This is a genomic window from Geodermatophilus sp. URMC 62 (assembly GCF_052931475.1).
Window position 1 is genome coordinate 4,206,303 of record NZ_JBRFHY010000001.1, and the last position, 16,142, is coordinate 4,222,444.

Consider the following 16,142-nt stretch of genomic DNA (forward strand, 5'->3'; position numbering starts at 1 on the left):
CGCTGGTCCTCGATCCCGAGGGCCCGGTGGTCGAGGTCCAGGTCCTCGAGTCCGCCGACCCATCGGCGCAGTGGTCCCGCCTCGACGACTTCAAGGGCCTCGGCTACGAGCGGGTCCTGGTCACCGTCACCACCGACGACGGCGCCGTCGAGGCGTCCCTGTACGTGCACCTCCCCGGTCGGGGCTGAGCCCGCGACGCCCGGGGTAGCCCCGGGACATGCACGCTGGGCACACCGACTCCGCCGACGGGCCCCGCGAGGGCCGCCTGCAGCTGCGCGACGGCCGGACGATGGCCTACGCCGAGTGGGGCGACCCCGACGGCCGGCCGGTGCTGGGCTGCCACGGGTCGCCGAGCTCACGGCTGGAGCGGCACGTCGACGACCCCGGCGCCTACCGGCGCTGGGGGGTGCGGCTGATCGTCCCCGACCGGCCCGGCTTCGGCCGCTCCGACCCGCAGCCGGGCCGGTCGGTGACCGACTGGCCCGCCGACGTCGTCCAGCTGCTCGACTCCCTGGGCGTCGACCGGTTCGCCACCCTGAGCCTCTCCGGCGGCGCGGCCTACGCGCTGGCGTGCGCGCACGCGCTGCCCGACCGGGTGCACACGGTCGGCGTCCTCGGCGGGGCCCCGCCCCCGGACGTGCCGTGGCCGTGGCCGGGCTGGCTGCACGGTCCGCTGCGCGCGGCCACGCACCGGCCCACCCCGGCGGCGACCGCGCTGCTGCGGCCGGTGTTCGCGCCGCTCGCCGTCCGACCCGAGCTCATCCCGCGCTACCTGCAGGTGCGGCTCAACCCCGCCGACCGCCGGGTGATCGGCCGCCCCGCCGTCCGCCGGGTGCTGGCCACGACCTTCACCGAGGGGCTGCGCCAGGGCACCGCGGTGCTGGCCGAGGACCGGGCGCTGCTGTTCCGGCCGTGGGGCTTCCCGGTCGGTGAGGTGCGCCAGCAGGTGCACGTCTGGCACGGCACCCAGGACTGGCAGGTGCCGGTGGCCCTGGGCCGGGCGCTGGCGGCGATGCTGCCGCGGGTCTCGGCGCACTGGTTGTCCGGCGAGGGGCACTTCCTGGTCTTCGACCACGCGCGCGAGGTCTACGCGGCGCTCGCGCCGTGAGTGCCGCGCGGGGGATCGGGTAGCCGCGCGGCATGTCTCCCGACCAGCGCGGCACCAGCACCGTGCCCCCCACCTACGTCGACGCCAACCGGCTCTGGGTCGACAGCCGGGTCCGCTACGAGATCGGCCGCCGCGTGGAGGGGCGGGTGCTGCAGCGGCTGGGCGCGCGCGGCACCCGCTGCGTGGAGATCGGCACCGGGCGCCGCGGGCTGGGCGCGCGGTGCGCCGTCGAGCTGTTCGGTGCGACGTCGGTGACCGCCTTCGACGTGCACCCGGCGTCGGTCGGCCGGGCACGGATGGCCTGCGCCGACCTCGGCGACCGGGTGACCTTCCGGGTCGGCGACGCCACCGCGCTGCCGGTGGACGACGGCAGCGTCGACCTCGTCGTCGACTTCCACGCGCTGCACCACATCGAGGACTGGCGGGCCGCGGTGGCCGAGGCCGCGCGGGTCCTGCAGCCGGGCGGGCTGCTGGCGCTCACCGAGATGACCGCCCGCTTCGTCGACGCCCCGTGGCTGCGCGCGGTGTCCCGGCACCCCGCCGACCGCTTCGGCACCGACGAGCTGGTCGCCGAGCTGCGCCGCGCCGGCTTCGACGTCCCGACCGGCCGGCTGCGGCGGGCCGCCGGTGACCGGTGGGTCCAGGCCGTCGCCACCCGCAGGTGAGCGCCACCCCCGGTGCCGGCGGGATCGTCCGCGGTGCGCTCGCCCTGCTGCGCCGGCACGCGCTGCGCGTCTACGCGACCTCCTTGGCGATCACCCTGGTCAACACCGTCCCCGACGTGGCGCGCCAGCTGCTGGTGTACCGCGACCCGAGCCTGCTCGACGCGCTGCTGGTCGACGTCGTCGGCTTCGCCACCGGCCTGCTCGCGCAGCTCTGGCTGACCGGCGCGCTGACCGACGTGCCGCGCACCGGCCGGATCCGCACCGCCGGCGCCTTCGCCCGCGGGTTCGCGACGGCGCTGCGGGCGGTGCGCACCTCCCCGGCGGCGGTGCTCGCCGGCGTCGTCCTCGGCGGCGGAGTGTCGGCGCTGATCACCCTGCCGCCCTCGATCGCCGCCCTGGGGGCCGACGGCGTGCTCGGCCCGCTCGACGCGCCGTCGGCGGCGGCGTTCACCGTCGCGACGGTGAGCGACGTGGTGGCCAGCTGGGTGACGCTGCCGTTCCTGGCGCTGGTGCTCGTGCTGACCGCCGGTTCGACCAGGGAGTTCGCGGGCAAGGGCCGGGCGTGAGCAGCAGCGAGTGGGACGGGACCCGCACGACGGTCGGGTCGCTGTCGATCTGGATCGGTACGGCGGCACTGTTCGCGCCGCGGTGGATCGCCGGCGCGCTGGGGGTGCGGCCCGACGCCGCCCGCGGCGACGTCGCGCTGCCGCTGCTGGTGCGGCTCGCCGCGGCCCGCAACATCGCCATGGGCGCCGCGCTGCTGGTCACCCCGGCGCCGCAGGCCCGCCGCACCACCGAGGTGACGCTGCTGCTCACCGCGCTGGACGCCGCCGCGGTGTGGACCTCCCGCGCCGAGGGCGACGTGGCCCGGCGCAGCGCCGTCCTGTCCGGGATCGTGCTCGCGCTGGCCGCCTGCGGCGCCGCCCGCTGGCACCGCCGCTGAGCTACCGCCAGGCGAAGACCGGCTGCTCGAGGTGGGCCACGCGGGTGTGCAGCCCGCGGCAGACCACCTGGCAGAACTGGTACACCACCGCCGCGGTGGGGGCGTGCACCCAGCCGCCGAGCAGCGGCAGCCGGATGACCGGGGCGTCGGACTCCGGGATGGACACCAGCTGCGGGTCGACGTCGAGGTCGGCCACCGGCACCTGGTAGGCCGCGGCCACCTCCGCCTCGGCCGGCGCCAGCTCCCCGGTGGCGCCGGCCCAGACGACCACCGGGGTCATCACGTAGCCGGAGCGGGTCACGTAGTCGTCGAGCAGGCCCAGGACGTCGTCGGGCCCGCGCACCAGGCCGACCTCCTCCTCCAGCTCGCGCAGCGCCGCCTGCACCGGCGTCTCGCCCGGGTCGAGCCGGCCGCCCGGCAGCGCCCACTGGCCGGCGTGCGCCCGCAGCCCGGCCGCCCGGCGGGTGACCAGCAGCGCCGTGACGCCGTCGGTGTAGGTGACGCAGACGGCGACGGCGGCCGCCTTGAGCTCGGGCCGGTCGGCCGCGCGCCGCGGGAGGTCCCGCAGCCGCGCGGCCACCGTCTCCCGGGTCAGCACCCGGTCATCGTCGGTCAGAGCCAGCCACGTCGCGCGCCGAGCGCGCGGACCGCGGCGTCGAGCTGCGCGGCCACCGCCGACACGTCGGTGTCGGCGTGCGCGAGGTGCAGCCGGCCGCCGACGTCGCGCCCCTCGGTGAACAGCCCGCCTCGCCGGTCGACCTCCAGCACGACCTCCACGCCCTGTGGGGAGGCCAGGAAGGTCACCTCGAGCTCGTTGACCCGCCCGCGCAGCGACGACGGCGGCGCGAACTCGACCTCCTGGTAGAAGGGCAGGTCGCTGCCGGCGAGCCGGCCCTTCTCGACGTCGGCGCCGCGGAAGGCGAAGCCCAGGCCGGACAGCGCCGCGATGACCGTGCGCTGCACCGGCAGCGGCTCGACGACGACCGCGTCGAGGTCGCCGGGGTCGCTGCCGCCGGGGATGTCGACCCGGGTGCGCAGGCCGATGGAGACCCCGCGCAGCGTCCACCCGTCGACGGCGGTGAACGGGCACTGCCACGGCACCGGGAAGCTGAACGGCACGGCCGCCTTCACGCCCGGCTCGATCCGGCCAGCGCCGGCCACCACGGCGGTGCCGAAGACGACGTCCTCGCGCCACTCGGAGTCGCCGCTCTCCACCTCGACCCGGGCCTGCAGCGACACCCGGCACTCGGCGATGTCCTGGGCGACCGTGCCGCCGGAGAGGTGCACGGTGCCGGTGACCGTGCCGCCGGGCGTGGTCACGGGGGAGTCGAGGACGGTGTCGACGCTCGCGTTGCCGGCGCCGAGCTTCGCCATCAGGTTGCGGAAGGCCATGGGAGGAGTGCTCCGTTCGGATCGGGGACGGCGGGCACTCTGGCACCACGCGCGGGCGGCGGGGAGGGTTCCGCGCGCCGCCGGTCAGGCCCCGCCGGCCCGGGCGCGCACGAGGTCCTCGACCGCCTGGGGTGAGCGGATCTCGACGTCGTGGACCCGGGCCCAGGCCGGGGTGACGTCGATGCGGGCCATCCGGTCGTGGAGCGCGTGCACGCCCTGCTCCCACTGCGCGAACACCTCGGCCGGGGTCACCTCCCGGGCGCCGTCGACGTACTCGGGGAACACCCCGTCGACGAACGAGACCGCCGCCGTCCCGCGGACCAGCAGCACGTTGGGCGGCCGGGCCGGGGGGCCGGTGTCGATCGTCAGCGCGACCGCCCGGGTGCGCCTCCAGGGCCGCGGGTCCTCGAGGACCGCGCGGACGTCGTCCGGACTCACGGGCCGCCTCCTCCGGTGCGGGGCCGCCGGCCTGCCGCCGCCGCCCGGCCGGCACTCCTGGGACACGCCGCAGGCCAGGAGAGATGGTTGGACGTCCTACTAGTTGGGGCCTACCGTGCACCCATGGCCTCGCGCGAGCTGCACGTGCCCGTCCACCCCGTCCGGTTCGTCACGGCGGCGAGCCTGTTCGACGGGCACGACGCGGCGATCAACGTCATGCGGCGGCTGCTGCAGAGCCAGGGCGCGGAGGTCGTGCACCTGGGTCACGACCGCTCCGTCGACGCCGTCGTCCGGGCGGCGCTGGAGGAGGACGTGCAGGGCGTCGCCATCTCCTCCTACCAGGGCGGGCACGTCGAGTACTTCGGCTACCTGGTCGACCGGCTCGCGCAGGCCGGCGCGTCGCACGTCAAGGTCTTCGGCGGCGGCGGGGGCGTCATCGTGCCCGAGGAGATCGCCGCGCTGCGGGAGAGGGGAGTGCGGATCTTCAGCCCGGAGGACGGCGCCCGCCTGGGCCTGCCGGGGATGATCAACGAGCTCATCCGCGCCTGCGACGTCGACCTCGCCGCCGAGGGCCCCGACGTCGAGGCGCTGCTCACCGGCGACCCGCGGGCGCTGGCCCGGGCGATCAGCGTGCTCGAGGCCGGGGCCGACGAGGCGCTCGCCGCCCGCGTGCGCGAGGCCGCCGCGGCGCGCACCGTGCCGGTGCTGGGCATCACCGGCACCGGCGGGTCGGGCAAGTCCTCGCTCACCGACGAGCTGCTGCGCCGGCTGCGCCGCGACCAGGAGGACAAGCTGCGGGTCGCCGTCGTCGCGATCGACCCCAGCCGCCGCCGCGGCGGCGGCGCGCTGCTCGGCGACCGGATCCGGATGAACGCGCTGGAGTCCGGCGAGGGCTCGCACACCTTCTTCCGCTCGATGGCCACCCGCACCCCCGGCGCGCAGGTGCCCGAGCACCTCGACGACGTCCTCGCCGCGGTCAAGGCCGCCGGCTTCGACCTCGTCATCGTGGAGACGCCGGGCATCGGCCAGGGCGACGCGGCGATCGTGCCGTTCAGCGACGTCTCGCTCTACGTCATGACGCCGGAGTTCGGCGCGGCCAGCCAGCTCGAGAAGATCGACATGCTCGACCTGGCCGACGTCGTCGCGATCAACAAGTTCGAGCGGCGGGGTGCCGAGGACGCCCGCCGCGACGTCGCCCGGCAGATGGTGCGCAACCGCGAGGCGTTCGGGCAGCCGTGGGAGCAGATGCCGGTGTTCGGCACCAGCGCCGCGCGGTTCGACGACGACGGCGTCACCGCGCTCTACCAGCACCTCCTCGGCCTGCTCACCGACAAGGGCCTGCCCGCCGGCGCCGGGGTGCTGCCGCGGGTCGACGTGCGCGCCTCGACCGGGCTGACCAGCGTCGTCCCCTCGTCGCGGGCCCGGTACCTGGCCGACGTCGCCGAGGCGGTGCGCGGCCACCACCGGGTCACCGAGGAGCAGGCCGCCGTCGTCCGCCGCCGCCAGCACCTGACCACCGCCGCCGAGGTGCTCGAGGGCACTGGCGAGGGTGCCGCCGCCGACGCGGCACGCGCGGCGGCGGAGGCCGCCGCCCGGGAGCTGCTGCCCGAGGTGCGCACGCTGCTGGAGGAGTGGCCGGCGCGGGTGGAGCAGTACTCGGGCGACGAGTACGTCTACACGGTGCGCGGCAAGGAGATCCGCACGCCGCTGACCCGCGAGACCCTGTCGGGCACGAAGGTGCCCCGGGTGGCGCTGCCGCGGACGCAGGACGCCGCCGAGCTGCTGCGCTCCCTGCGGCGGGAGAACCTGCCGGGCGCCTTCCCGTACACCGCCGGCGTCTTCCCGTTCAAGCGGGCCGGCGAGGCGCCGGCGCGGATGTTCGCCGGCGAGGGCGACGCGTTCCGCACCAACCGGCGCTTCCGCGTGCTGTCGGCGGGCAACGAGGCCACCCGGCTGTCGACGGCGTTCGACTCGGTGACCCTCTACGGCCGCGACCCCGACCCGCGCCCCGACGTCTACGGCAAGGTCGGCACCTCGGGTGTCTCCATCGCCACGCTCGACGACATGCGGGTGCTCTACGACGGGTTCGACCTGTGCGCCCCGACGACGTCGGTGTCGATGACCATCAACGGCCCCGCGCCCGCGGTGCTGGCGATGTTCCTGAACACCGCGATCGAGCAGCGCCTCGACCGGTTCCGCGAGGACGAGGGCCGCGAGCCCGACGACGCCGAGGCCGAGGAGATCCGCGCCTGGGTGCTGTCCACCGTCCGCGGCACGGTCCAGGCCGACATCCTCAAGGAGGACCAGGGCCAGAACACCTGCATCTTCTCCACCGAGTTCGCGCTGCGCTGCATGGCCGACATCCAGGCCTGGTTCATCGAGCACTCGGTGCGCAACTTCTACTCGGTGTCGATCTCGGGCTACCACATCGCCGAGGCCGGGGCGAACCCCATCAGCCAGCTGGCCTTCACGCTGGCCAACGGGTTCACCTACGTCGAGGCCTACCTCGCGCGCGGCATGGCGATCGACGACTTCGCGCCCAACCTGAGCTTCTTCTTCTCCAACGGCATGGACGCCGAGTACACGGTGATCGGCCGGGTGGCCCGCCGGATCTGGGCGGTGGCGATGCGCGACCGCTACGGCGCCAACGCCCGCTCGCAGCAGCTGAAGTACCACGTGCAGACGTCGGGCCGGTCGCTGCACGCGCAGGAGATGGACTTCAACGACATCCGCACGACGCTGCAGGCGCTGTGCGCGATCTACGACAACGCCAACTCGCTGCACACCAACGCCTACGACGAGGCCGTGACCACGCCCTCGGAGCACTCGGTGCGCCGGGCGCTGGCCATCCAGATGATCATCGACAAGGAGTGGGGCCTGGCCGGCAACGAGAACCCGCTGCAGGGCTCGGCGATCGTCGACGAGCTCACCGACCTGGTCGAGGAGGCGGTGCTGGCCGAGTTCGACCGGATCGCCGAGCGCGGCGGCGTGCTGGGCGCGATGGAGACCGGCTACCAGCGCGGCAAGATCCAGGACGAGTCGATGCTGTACGAGCACCGCAAGCACGACGGGTCGCTGCCGATCGTCGGCGTCAACACGTTCCTCGACCCGCGCTCGGACTCCGCCCCGCCCAAGCCGGTGGAGCTGGCGCGGGCGACCGAGGCGGAGAAGCAGTCGCAGCTGCAGCGGCTGGCCGACTTCCAGGCCCGGCACGCCGACGAGGCGCCGGCCGCGCTGGCCCGGCTGCAGGAGGCGGCCACCTCGGGCGGCAACGTGTTCGAGGCGCTGATGGACGCCGTCCGCTCGTGCTCGCTGGGCCAGATCTCCGACGCGTTCTTCGAGGTGGGCGGCCAGTACCGGCGCAACGTCTGACGGGAGGACCCCGCTGCCCCCCACCGCTCGCACGCTCACGGCGGGGCCCTGCAGCGGGGCCGAGGGAGCCGGAAGGGGTGTCCATGCTGCTCAACGGTCAGGTCGCCGCCGTGAGCGGCGCAGGGAGCGGGATCGGCCGGGCGATCGCGCTGCGGCTGGCGGCCGAGGGCGCCGACGTCGTCCTCGCCGGGCGGTCGACCGACCGCATGGACGAGGTCGCCGAGCAGATCCGCACGGCGGGCCGGCGGGCCCTGGTCGTCGCGATGGACCTGCGGGACCCGGCGTCGGTCGACGCGGCGGCGCAGGCGGCGGTCGGGGAGTTCGGCCGGGTGGACGTGCTGGTCAACAACAGCGGCATCGGCGGGCCCAGCGCTCCGCTCGTGGAGATGCCGCTGGAGGAGTGGGAGGACACCCTCCGGGTCAACGTGACCGGCACCATGCTGGCCTGCCGGGCCTTCCTCCCGGGCATGATCGCCCGCGGCTCGGGCTCGGTCGTCGTCATCGGATCGGTGACCGGCAAGCGGCCGCTGGTCAACCGGACGCCCTACGCCGCGTCGAAGACGGCGCTCGTCGGCCTGGTCCGCACGCTGGCGTGGGAGCTCGGGTCGTCCGGCGTCCGGGTCAACCTGGTGTCGCCGGGCGGGGTCGAGGGCCCGCGGATCGCCTGGGTGCTGGAGCAGCAGGCGGCCTCCCGCGGGATCACCGTGGAGCAGGCGCGGGCCGAGTTCGCCGGCGGCGCCGCCCTGCAGCGGCTGGTCGACGCAGACGACGTCGCCCACGCCGTCGCCTTCCTCGCGTCGGACCGCGCGGCCGCCATCACCGGGGAGGACCTCAACGTCTCGGCCGGGCTGGTCGTGTATTGACGAAGGACCCCGCTGCCCCCTTCCACTCGCCCCGCTCGCGGCGGGACCCTGCAGCGGGGCCGTTCCAGCACGTCACCTCTGACGATCTCGGCACGCCGGTCGACCTGACCCGGCCGCCGCGGCGGGTGGTGTCGCTGGTGCCCTCGCTCACCGAGGCGCTGGCGGAGACGGTCCCCGAGCGGCTGGTGGGCGCCACCGACTGGTGCACCCACCCGGCCGGCCTCGACGTCGCCCGGGTGCGCGGGACGAAGAACCCCGACCGGGCGGCGATCGCCGCGCTGGCGCCCGACCTCGTCGTCTGCAACCGGGAGGAGAACCGGGAGCTCGACGTCGACCGGCTGCGCGCGGCCGGCGTTCCGGTGTGGGTGACGGTCATCGAGACCGTCGACGAGGCGCTGGCCTCGATGCGCCGGCTGTTCGGCGAGGTGCTCGCGGTCGGGGAGCCCTCCTGGCTGACGGCCGCGGCCGCCGAGTGGTCGCGACCCGCGCCGGCGCCGTCCCGCCGCGTGGCCGTGCCGATCTGGCGGGACCCGTGGATGGTGGTCGGCCCGCGCACCTTCACCGGCGACGTGCTGACCCGCCTCGGCCTGGTCAACGTGTTCGGATCGGGGGAGGACCGCTATCCGCACGTCGACGTCTCCGCCGTCGTGGCGGCGGCCCCCGACGTCGTCCTGCTGCCCGACGAGCCCTACCTGTTCACCGCCGACGACGGCCCCGAGGCCTTCCCGGGGCTGCGGTCGGTGCTGGTCTCCGGGCGCGCGCTGACCTGGTACGGCCCCTCGCTGGCCACCGCCCGCGCCGAGCTGCTGGCCGCCCTCGGTGGATGACCGCCGCGCCGGTCGCCGTGTGACGGCACGGTCACGGTCTGGTCACGAGCTGATCACGACGAGGAGCAGGCTGTGGGGTGCCCGTCGATACCCTGCGGCTCAGCACCGTCGTCCTGCAGCAGCGCGCCCCCTCCCGCCCACCGCGGACCCGACGAGAGGAACAGCCGTGAAGACGCGCACCGCCGTCCTGCACACCCAGCCCGGGCAGTACGAGGTCACCGAGGTGGACCTCGACGAGCCCCGCCGGGGGGAGCTGCTGGTGCGGATGGTCGCCGTCGGGCTCTGCCACACCGACGACCACGTCGCGGTCGGTGACAGCCCCGCCTTCCGGCTGCCCATCGCCGGCGGCCACGAGGGGGCCGGCGTGGTCGTCGGCGTCGGCCCCGACACCCCGGGCTGGGCCGAGGGCGACCACGTGGTCCTCACGTTCACCGCGGTCTGCGGGGAGTGCCGGATGTGCTCGACCGGACGGCAGAACCTCTGCGACCTCGGTGGCCGGCTGTTCTCCGGCGGGCGGATCGACGACCCCACCAGCTTCCGGATGACCTACCAGGGCCGGCCGGTCGTGCAGGCCCACGGCGTCTCGGCGCTGAGCGAGCACACCGTGGTCGACGCCCGTTCGGCGGTGCGGATCGACCCTGACGTGCCGCTCGAGCGGGCCGCGCTGGTCAGCTGCGGCGTCGCCACGGGGTGGGGCTCGGTCGTCCACATGTCCGACGCGCAGCCCGGCGACGTGGTGATCGTCATGGGCGTCGGCGGGGTCGGCATCAACAGCGTCCAGGCCGCCAGGGCCATCGGGGCGCGCGCGGTCATCGCCGTCGACCCGGTCGAGCTCAAGCGGAAGACCGCCCTGGACCTCGGCGCGACGCACACCGCCGAGACCATCGAGCAGGGCACCGCCCTCGCCCGGAGCATGACCGACGGGCAGGGAGCCGACGCGACCGTCGTCACCGTCGGCGTCGTCACCGGGGAGCACATCGCCCAGGCGGTGGACTCCGTCCGCAAGGCCGGGACGGTGGTCCTCACCGGCACCGGGGGGATGCGCTCGGCGGGCATCCCGATCAACCCGACGATGTTCACGGTCTTCCAGAAGCGGCTGCAGGGAGCGCTGTTCGGCGGGTGCAACCCGCGGTGGGACGTCCCGAACCTGCTCCGGCAGTACGCCGCGGGCACGCTTAAGCTCGACGAGCTCGTCACGCGGACCTACTCGCTCGACGAGGTCGCGGAGGGCTACGCCGACATGCGCGCCGGCACCAACGTCCGCGGCCTCGTCCTCCTCGACTGAGCGAGGTGGGTCCGAGGGCCGCCGGCCTGGTGCACCGCTTCACCGAGCTGCTCGGTGCGGAGGTGCACGTCGCCGTGCGCCGCGGCTCCGGCAGGACGGCCCACGCGCAGCGACAGCAGCGCCGTTGACCCGGCCGGCCGGGTCAACGCACCCGGTCGTAGGTGGTGCAGGTGGCGCCGGTGTCGGAGACGGCGCTGCCGGTCGGCAGCCAGCGGGAACGGGGCAGGCCGTCGTCGAACAGGCGCGCGCCGCCGCCGAGCACCTCGGGAACCCACACCACGGCCAGCCGGTCGAGGGCGTCGGCGGCCAGGAGCCGGGCGACGACGCCGCCGCCGAGGACCAGGACGTCGCCGCCGCGCTGCCGGCGCAGGTGGGCGGCGACCTGGGAGGCGTCGACCTCGAGCACCCAGCTGTTGCGCCACCCCGGGTCGGTCATCGTGGTGGACAGGACGATCTTCTCGACCGCGTCGACCCAGCCGGCGTAGGCGCGGTCGCGCGGATCGGCCGTCGGGTCTCCGGCCACCGGGGGCCACGCCGCGCGGGAGCGCTCGAACTCCTCCTGGCCCATCAGGGCGGTCGTCGCCGCGGTGTGCAGCCGCTCCCGCTGGTCGAGCACGGCGCCGCTGCGCGCGTGCGGTGCGACCCAGTCCAGGTCCCCGCCGGCGTCGGCGACGCGCCCGTCCAGCGTCGCCCAGACGCTGCCGACGAGGACCCTGCCCGCTGCTCCCGACACGCCGCTCATGAGACCAGTGCCCTCCGGCCGGCACCACCCGGCCGTCCCGTCCCCGGGAGCGACCCGGCCGCAGCCGGTGCCGTGCCACCATGCGGCATGAGCAGCGAGGTCGACGTCGAGGTGACCGCCCTGGCCGTCAACGTCGTCGTCCCGGAGGCGCTGCGCTGGACCGACACCCGGCGTGGTGAGGAGTTCCTGCTGACCACGCTGAACGTCCGGCTCCTGCCGGACGGGCACCTCGCGGCGAAGGCCTACGGCCGGCCGACCGCCGGTGGCCGCGGCGCCTACGTGTCCTTCCCCGTCCCCGACCGGGCGGAGCTGGCGGCCCTGGTGTCCGGGGCCGCCGCCCGCGCCGCGGAGCTGTGGTCCGCCCACCGCGGTCCCGCCTGACCCGGGACGATCGGGACACCCGCGCGTCCGGCGGCCGCGGGCGGGTACCACGCGGGGGACGCCGGGCCGGCGGTCGCGCACGAGACGGCCGGACCGGCCACGATCACCGAGACTGCACACGAGTGCTGACCAACCGAGAGGACGTCCCGTGGCCGGTGGACTCGTAGCCCTGTTCGACGACGTCGCGCTGCTCGCGCGTGCCGCTGCCGCCTCGATCGACGACGTCGGGGCGGCCGCCGGGCGGGCCGGCGTGAAGGCCGCCGGCGTGGTGGTCGACGACACCGCCGTCACGCCCCAGTACGTCCGCGGTCTGTCGGCCGACCGCGAGATCCCGATCATCCGGCGCATCGCGGTGGGGTCGCTGCGCAACAAGCTGCTGATCATCCTGCCCGCGATCCTGCTGCTCAGCCAGTTCCTGCCCTGGCTGCTCACCCCGATCCTCATGGTCGGCGGCGCCTACCTCTGCTACGAGGGCGCGGAGAAGGTGTGGCACCGGCTCAGCGGCCACCACGACGACCACGCCTCCGGCGAGGAGGCGATGCCCGACGAGCAGACCATCGTGTCCGGGGCCGTGCGCACCGACTTCATCCTGTCCGCGGAGATCATGGTGATCTCGCTGAACGAGGTGGCCGGGGAGGGCTTCTGGGCGCGCGCGGTCATCCTCGCGGTCGTCGGCCTGCTCATCACGATCCTGGTGTACGGCGTCGTCGGGCTCATCGTGAAGATGGACGACGCCGGGCTGCGGCTGTCCCGCTCGTCGGCGAAGGGCGTGGCCGGGTTCGGCCGCGGACTGGTCAAGGGGATGCCCCGGCTGCTCACCGCCCTCACCGTGGTCGGCACCGCCGCGATGCTGTGGGTCGGCGGGCACATCCTGCTGGTGGGCAGCGACGAGCTCGGGCTGCACGCCGTGTACGGCGTCGTGCACCACCTGGAGGAGGCGGCGCACGAGGCCACCGGGGCCCTCGGCGGGGTCGTGGGGTGGCTGGTCAACACGCTGGCCAGCGCACTCGTCGGGCTCGTCGTCGGCGCGGTCGTCGTGCTGGTCGTGACCCTCGCCCTCCGCCGGCGCAGGGCCGAGCCGGCCGGCCACTGAGCCCCCAGGGCGCGCCGCGCCGGCAGGGCAGGATGGCGGCATGCCGCAGCTGCTCGTCGTCCACCACACCCCGTCGCCGAACCTGCAGGCGGTGCTGGAAGCCGCGCGCGAGGGCGTGGCGATGGTCGAGGAGGTCGAGCTGGTCGAGCGGCCGGCGCTGTCGGCGGGGCCGGCCGACCTGCTCGCCGCCGACGGCGTGCTGCTCGGGACGCCGGCCAACATCGGCTACATGAGCGGCGCGCTCAAGCACTTCTTCGACACCGTCTACTACCCGTGCCTCGACGCCACCGTCGGCCTGCCCTACGGCGTCTGGGTGCACGGCGGCGACGACACCGCCGGCGCGCTCAAGGCCATCGCCACCATCACCGGCGCGCTGCGCTGGAAGCAGGTCGCCGCGCCGCTGTCCCTCACCGGCGCGCCGGCGAAGGACGACCTCGAGGCCGTCCGCGAACTCGCCGCGACCGTCGCGGTGAGCCTGTAGCGCATAGCCTCCGAAGTGTGAGCAAGCGCCTCGTCGTCATCGGAGGGGACGCCGCCGGCGGCAGCGCGGCGTCGCAGGCCAAGAAGCGGCAGCCCGACCTGGACGTCGTCCTGTTCGAACGCGGGCGGGCGACGTCGTACTCGGCCTGCGGCATCCCGTACTGGATCGCCGGCACCGTGGAGCGCGAGGCGCAGCTGGTCGCGCGCACGCCCGAGCAGCACCGCGCCGCCGGCCTCGACGTCCGGATGCGCACCGAGGTGGTGGGCATCGACGTCGACAAGGGGGTCGTGCACTGGCACGACCTGGAGACCGGCGCCGAGGGCACCGAGCCCTACGACGACCTGGTCTACGCCACCGGCAGCGTGCCGATGCGCCCGCCGGTCGAGGGCATCGACGCGCACGGCGTGTACGGCGTGCAGGTGCTCGACGACGGCGTCGCGCTGCGCGCCGAGCTCGACAGCGGGCGGGTGCAGCGGGTGGTCGTCGTCGGCGGCGGCTACATCGGGCTGGAGATCGCCGAGGCCTGCCGGATCCGCGGGCTGGACGTGACCGTCGTCGACCTCTCGGCGCAGCCCGTGGGCACCTTCGACCCCGACGTGGGCGCCGTGATCGCCGAGGCGGTGCGCTGCGAGGGCATCGAGCTGGTGCTCTCCGACGGCGTCGCCGCCATCGACGTGGGCCCCGACGGCCGGGCCCGCGCGGTGGTGACCCAGAGCGGCCGCGAGCTGCCCGCCGACCTCGTCGTCCTCGGCCTCGGGGTGCGGCCCAACGTGCGGCTGGCCCGGGAGGCCGGCATCCCGCTGGGCACCTCCGGCGGTGTCGCGGTCGACCAGCGGATGCGCACCCAGGTGCCCGGGGTGTGGTCGGCCGGCGACTGCGTCGAGTCGGTGCACCGCCTGTCCAGGCAGCGGGTGGTCGTCGCGCTCGGCACCCACGCCAACAAGCAGGGCCGGGTGGCCGGCATCAACATCGGTGGCGGGTACGCCACCTTCCCCGGCGTCATCGGGACGGCGATCACCAAGATCTGCGCCACCGAGGCCGCCCGCACCGGGCTGTCGGAGGCCGAGGCGGAGGCGGCCGGGTACGCCTACGTGACCGCCGCGGTGGACTCCACGACCAAGGCCGGCTACTTCCCGGGCGCGAGCCCCATCCGGGTCAAGATGATCGCCGAGCGCCGCAGCGGCCGGCTGCTGGGCGCCCAGGTCGTCGGCCGGGAGGGCGCGGCCAAGCGGGTCGACGCGCTGGCCATCGCCATCTGGAACGAGATGACCGTCGACGAGGTGCTCTCCCTCGACCTGTCCTACGCCCCGCCGTTCGCGCCGGTGTGGGACCCGGTGCTCATCGCCGCCCGCAAGGCGTTCGAGGCGGTGGAGGCCGACACCCGCGGCTGACCGGTCAGCGGAGCGCCGCGCCCATCCGCTCGACGACCTGCTCGAGCACCGGCGCCGGCGTGGCGAAGTTCAGCCGCACCGCGCCCGTGCCGGCCGTGCCGCACCGCGCGCCGTCGACCACCGCGACCCCGGCCCGCGCCAGCAGCAGGTCGCCCGGCTCGGTGCCGAGGCCCTCCAGCCAGGCGAGGTAGGTGCCCTCCGGCGGGGTGTACCGGACGCCGGGCAGGTGCGTGGCGACGAGGTCGGCGAGCAGGCGGCGGTGCCCGTCGAGGACGACGAGCAGCTCGTCGAGCCAGTCCACGCCGTCGGTGTAGGCCGCGGTGTTGGCGACCGCGCCCAGGGTCGAGGCGCCGTGCTCGACCGGGTGGCCGACCTCGGCCCACAGCGCCGCGTCGGCGTCGTCGGTCAGCACCAGCTGCGCGCACTTGAGCCCGGGCAGGTCCCACGCCTTGGACGCCGAGGTCGCCGTCACCGCCTGCCGGGCGGGCACCTCGCCCAGCGACGCGTAGGGCACGTGCCGGTGCCCGGGGAAGACCAGCGGCGCGTGGACCTCGTCGGCGAACACCCGCCCGCCGTGCCGGTCGACCACCTCGGCGACGGCCAGCATCTCCGCGGGCTCCAGCACCCGGCCGACCGGGTTGTGCGGATTGCACAGCACCAGCAGGTGCCCGCCCGCGGCGAAGGCGGCGTCGAGCGCGTCGAGGTCGTAGACGAACCGGTCGCCGTCGCGGGCCATCGGCACCTCGAGCACCTCCCGGCCCAGCGCCGGCGGCACCTCGAGGAAGGGCATGTAGGCCGGGGTGGGCAGCACGACCGGCGAGCCGGGGCGGGAGAGGTGCGTGATCGCGGCGGCCAGCCCGGCCAGCACGTCGGGCAGCGGCCGCACCCGCTCCGGCGGCACCGCCCAGCCGTGCCGGTCGAGCAGGAAGCCGGCGGTGGCCCGCGCCATGTCCTCGGCCAGCCAGTCGGGCAGGTAGCCGAGCAGCCCGCGGTCGACCGCCTCGTGCAGCGCGCGGGTCACCGCCGGCGCCGTCCCGAGGTCCGACTCGGCCACCCACGCGCCGAGCGCGCCGGGGTGGCGGGTCCACTTCAGCCCGCCGCGTGCGCGCAGTCGCTCGATGAGGTCGTCGGCCACGTGCCGATCCTGCCCGGCTGCGACGA

The 16,142-nt window shown here is 75.3% G+C and carries 19 protein-coding genes; 14 read left to right on the plus strand and 5 right to left on the minus strand.

The annotated features are described in order from the left end of the window. The first annotated feature begins 2 nt into the window (after window positions 1-2). Genes ACU616_RS20415 through ACU616_RS20435 form a run of 5 tightly spaced genes read left to right on the plus strand, consistent with a single transcriptional unit; the run spans window position 3 to window position 2,716 of the window. A complete protein-coding gene (locus tag ACU616_RS20415; RefSeq protein WP_446761505.1) occupies window positions 3-188 on the plus strand; it encodes a hypothetical protein in 186 nt (61 codons plus the stop codon). 29 nt (window positions 189-217) lie between these two features. After that, window positions 218-1,108 (plus strand): alpha/beta fold hydrolase, encoded by an 891-nt coding sequence (locus tag ACU616_RS20420; protein ID WP_446760247.1) that lies wholly within the window; start codon window positions 218-220, stop codon window positions 1,106-1,108. 32 nt (window positions 1,109-1,140) lie between these two features. After that, complete coding sequence (locus tag ACU616_RS20425; protein WP_446760248.1) at window positions 1,141-1,773, plus strand: class I SAM-dependent methyltransferase; 633 nt, start codon at window positions 1,141-1,143, stop codon at window positions 1,771-1,773. Further along, window positions 1,770-2,339 carry a hypothetical protein gene (locus tag ACU616_RS20430; protein ID WP_446760249.1) on the plus strand — a complete coding sequence of 190 codons (570 nt, stop codon included), beginning with the start codon at window positions 1,770-1,772 and terminating at the stop codon, window positions 2,337-2,339. The genes ACU616_RS20425 and ACU616_RS20430 overlap by 4 nt, the downstream gene beginning before the upstream one ends. Continuing rightward, window positions 2,336-2,716 carry a DUF4267 domain-containing protein gene (locus ACU616_RS20435; protein WP_446760250.1) on the plus strand — a complete coding sequence of 127 codons (381 nt, stop codon included), beginning with the start codon at window positions 2,336-2,338 and terminating at the stop codon, window positions 2,714-2,716. The genes ACU616_RS20430 and ACU616_RS20435 overlap by 4 nt, the downstream gene beginning before the upstream one ends. A gap of 1 nt (window position 2,717) precedes the next feature. On the opposite strand, the gene ACU616_RS20440 is transcribed toward ACU616_RS20435, so the two are convergent. The 3 genes from ACU616_RS20440 to ACU616_RS20450 all read right to left on the minus strand — a co-directional run bounded on the left by ACU616_RS20440 (window position 2,718) and on the right by ACU616_RS20450 (window position 4,546). Beyond that, the gene (locus ACU616_RS20440; protein ID WP_446760251.1) at window positions 2,718-3,314 is read right to left on the minus strand and encodes an NUDIX hydrolase; all 597 of its coding nucleotides are present in this window, start codon (window positions 3,312-3,314) and stop codon (window positions 2,718-2,720) included. Between the two features lie 14 nt (window positions 3,315-3,328). Then, entirely contained in the window at window positions 3,329-4,108 is a 780-nt protein-coding gene (locus ACU616_RS20445) for a sporulation protein (protein ID WP_446760252.1), read from the minus strand. A gap of 84 nt (window positions 4,109-4,192) precedes the next feature. Next, window positions 4,193-4,546, minus strand: a complete 354-nt coding sequence (locus ACU616_RS20450) for a hypothetical protein (RefSeq protein ID WP_446760253.1) — start codon at window positions 4,544-4,546, stop codon at window positions 4,193-4,195. Between the two features lie 123 nt (window positions 4,547-4,669). On the opposite strand from ACU616_RS20450, the gene icmF reads away from it, so the two are divergent. The 5 genes from icmF (at window position 4,670) to ACU616_RS20475 (ending at window position 11,021) form a co-directional block, all read left to right on the plus strand. Then, complete coding sequence (gene icmF, locus ACU616_RS20455) at window positions 4,670-7,918, plus strand: fused isobutyryl-CoA mutase/GTPase IcmF (protein WP_446760254.1); 3,249 nt, start codon at window positions 4,670-4,672, stop codon at window positions 7,916-7,918. 83 nt (window positions 7,919-8,001) lie between these two features. Continuing rightward, window positions 8,002-8,781 carry an SDR family NAD(P)-dependent oxidoreductase gene (locus ACU616_RS20460; protein WP_446761506.1) on the plus strand — a complete coding sequence of 260 codons (780 nt, stop codon included), beginning with the start codon at window positions 8,002-8,004 and terminating at the stop codon, window positions 8,779-8,781. A 125-nt stretch (window positions 8,782-8,906) separates the two neighbouring features. Further along, complete coding sequence (locus ACU616_RS20465; protein WP_446761507.1) at window positions 8,907-9,608, plus strand: helical backbone metal receptor; 702 nt, start codon at window positions 8,907-8,909, stop codon at window positions 9,606-9,608. Between the two features lie 166 nt (window positions 9,609-9,774). Further along, the gene (locus ACU616_RS20470; RefSeq protein WP_446760255.1) at window positions 9,775-10,893 is read left to right on the plus strand and encodes an NDMA-dependent alcohol dehydrogenase; all 1,119 of its coding nucleotides are present in this window, start codon (window positions 9,775-9,777) and stop codon (window positions 10,891-10,893) included. A gap of 5 nt (window positions 10,894-10,898) precedes the next feature. Next, window positions 10,899-11,021, plus strand: coding sequence for a hypothetical protein (locus tag ACU616_RS20475; RefSeq protein WP_446760256.1), 123 nt, complete (start codon window positions 10,899-10,901; stop codon window positions 11,019-11,021). 14 nt (window positions 11,022-11,035) lie between these two features. Here the strand turns inward: ACU616_RS20475 and ACU616_RS20480 are convergent, their stop codons facing one another. Further along, complete coding sequence (locus ACU616_RS20480; RefSeq protein ID WP_446760257.1) at window positions 11,036-11,635, minus strand: dihydrofolate reductase family protein; 600 nt, start codon at window positions 11,633-11,635, stop codon at window positions 11,036-11,038. An 87-nt stretch (window positions 11,636-11,722) separates the two neighbouring features. Between ACU616_RS20480 and ACU616_RS20485 the strand changes: the two genes are divergently transcribed. The 4 genes from ACU616_RS20485 to ACU616_RS20500 all read left to right on the plus strand — a co-directional run bounded on the left by ACU616_RS20485 (window position 11,723) and on the right by ACU616_RS20500 (window position 14,981). Beyond that, entirely contained in the window at window positions 11,723-12,016 is a 294-nt protein-coding gene (locus ACU616_RS20485; protein WP_446760258.1) for a hypothetical protein, read from the plus strand. Window positions 12,017-12,164: 148 nt separating this feature from the next. After that, complete coding sequence (locus ACU616_RS20490) at window positions 12,165-13,109, plus strand: DUF808 domain-containing protein (protein ID WP_446760259.1); 945 nt, start codon at window positions 12,165-12,167, stop codon at window positions 13,107-13,109. A 40-nt stretch (window positions 13,110-13,149) separates the two neighbouring features. Next, entirely contained in the window at window positions 13,150-13,590 is a 441-nt protein-coding gene (locus ACU616_RS20495; protein WP_446760260.1) for a flavodoxin family protein, read from the plus strand. Between the two features lie 17 nt (window positions 13,591-13,607). Next, the gene (locus ACU616_RS20500; RefSeq protein ID WP_446760261.1) at window positions 13,608-14,981 is read left to right on the plus strand and encodes an FAD-dependent oxidoreductase; all 1,374 of its coding nucleotides are present in this window, start codon (window positions 13,608-13,610) and stop codon (window positions 14,979-14,981) included. Window positions 14,982-14,985: 4 nt separating this feature from the next. Here the strand turns inward: ACU616_RS20500 and ACU616_RS20505 are convergent, their stop codons facing one another. Further along, window positions 14,986-16,116 (minus strand): MalY/PatB family protein, encoded by a 1,131-nt coding sequence (locus ACU616_RS20505; protein WP_446760262.1) that lies wholly within the window; start codon window positions 16,114-16,116, stop codon window positions 14,986-14,988. Window positions 16,117-16,142: the final 26 nt, after the last annotated feature.

Bases quoted from the DNA above. Each gene is read 5' to 3' on its own strand.
- ACU616_RS20485 (WP_446760258.1), top strand. From the start codon at position 11,723: ATGAGCAGCGAGGTCGACGTCGAGGTGACCGCCCTGGCCGTCAACGTC.
- ACU616_RS20420 (WP_446760247.1), top strand. From the start codon at position 218: ATGCACGCTGGGCACACCGACTCCGCCGACGGGCCCCGCGAGGGCCGC.
- icmF (WP_446760254.1), top strand. From the start codon at position 4,670: ATGGCCTCGCGCGAGCTGCACGTGCCCGTCCACCCCGTCCGGTTCGTC.
- ACU616_RS20425 (WP_446760248.1), top strand. From the start codon at position 1,141: ATGTCTCCCGACCAGCGCGGCACCAGCACCGTGCCCCCCACCTACGTC.
- ACU616_RS20445 (WP_446760252.1), bottom strand. From the start codon at position 4,108: ATGGCCTTCCGCAACCTGATGGCGAAGCTCGGCGCCGGCAACGCGAGC.
- ACU616_RS20480 (WP_446760257.1), bottom strand. From the start codon at position 11,635: ATGAGCGGCGTGTCGGGAGCAGCGGGCAGGGTCCTCGTCGGCAGCGTC.
- ACU616_RS20460 (WP_446761506.1), top strand. From the start codon at position 8,002: ATGCTGCTCAACGGTCAGGTCGCCGCCGTGAGCGGCGCAGGGAGCGGG.
- ACU616_RS20495 (WP_446760260.1), top strand. From the start codon at position 13,150: ATGCCGCAGCTGCTCGTCGTCCACCACACCCCGTCGCCGAACCTGCAG.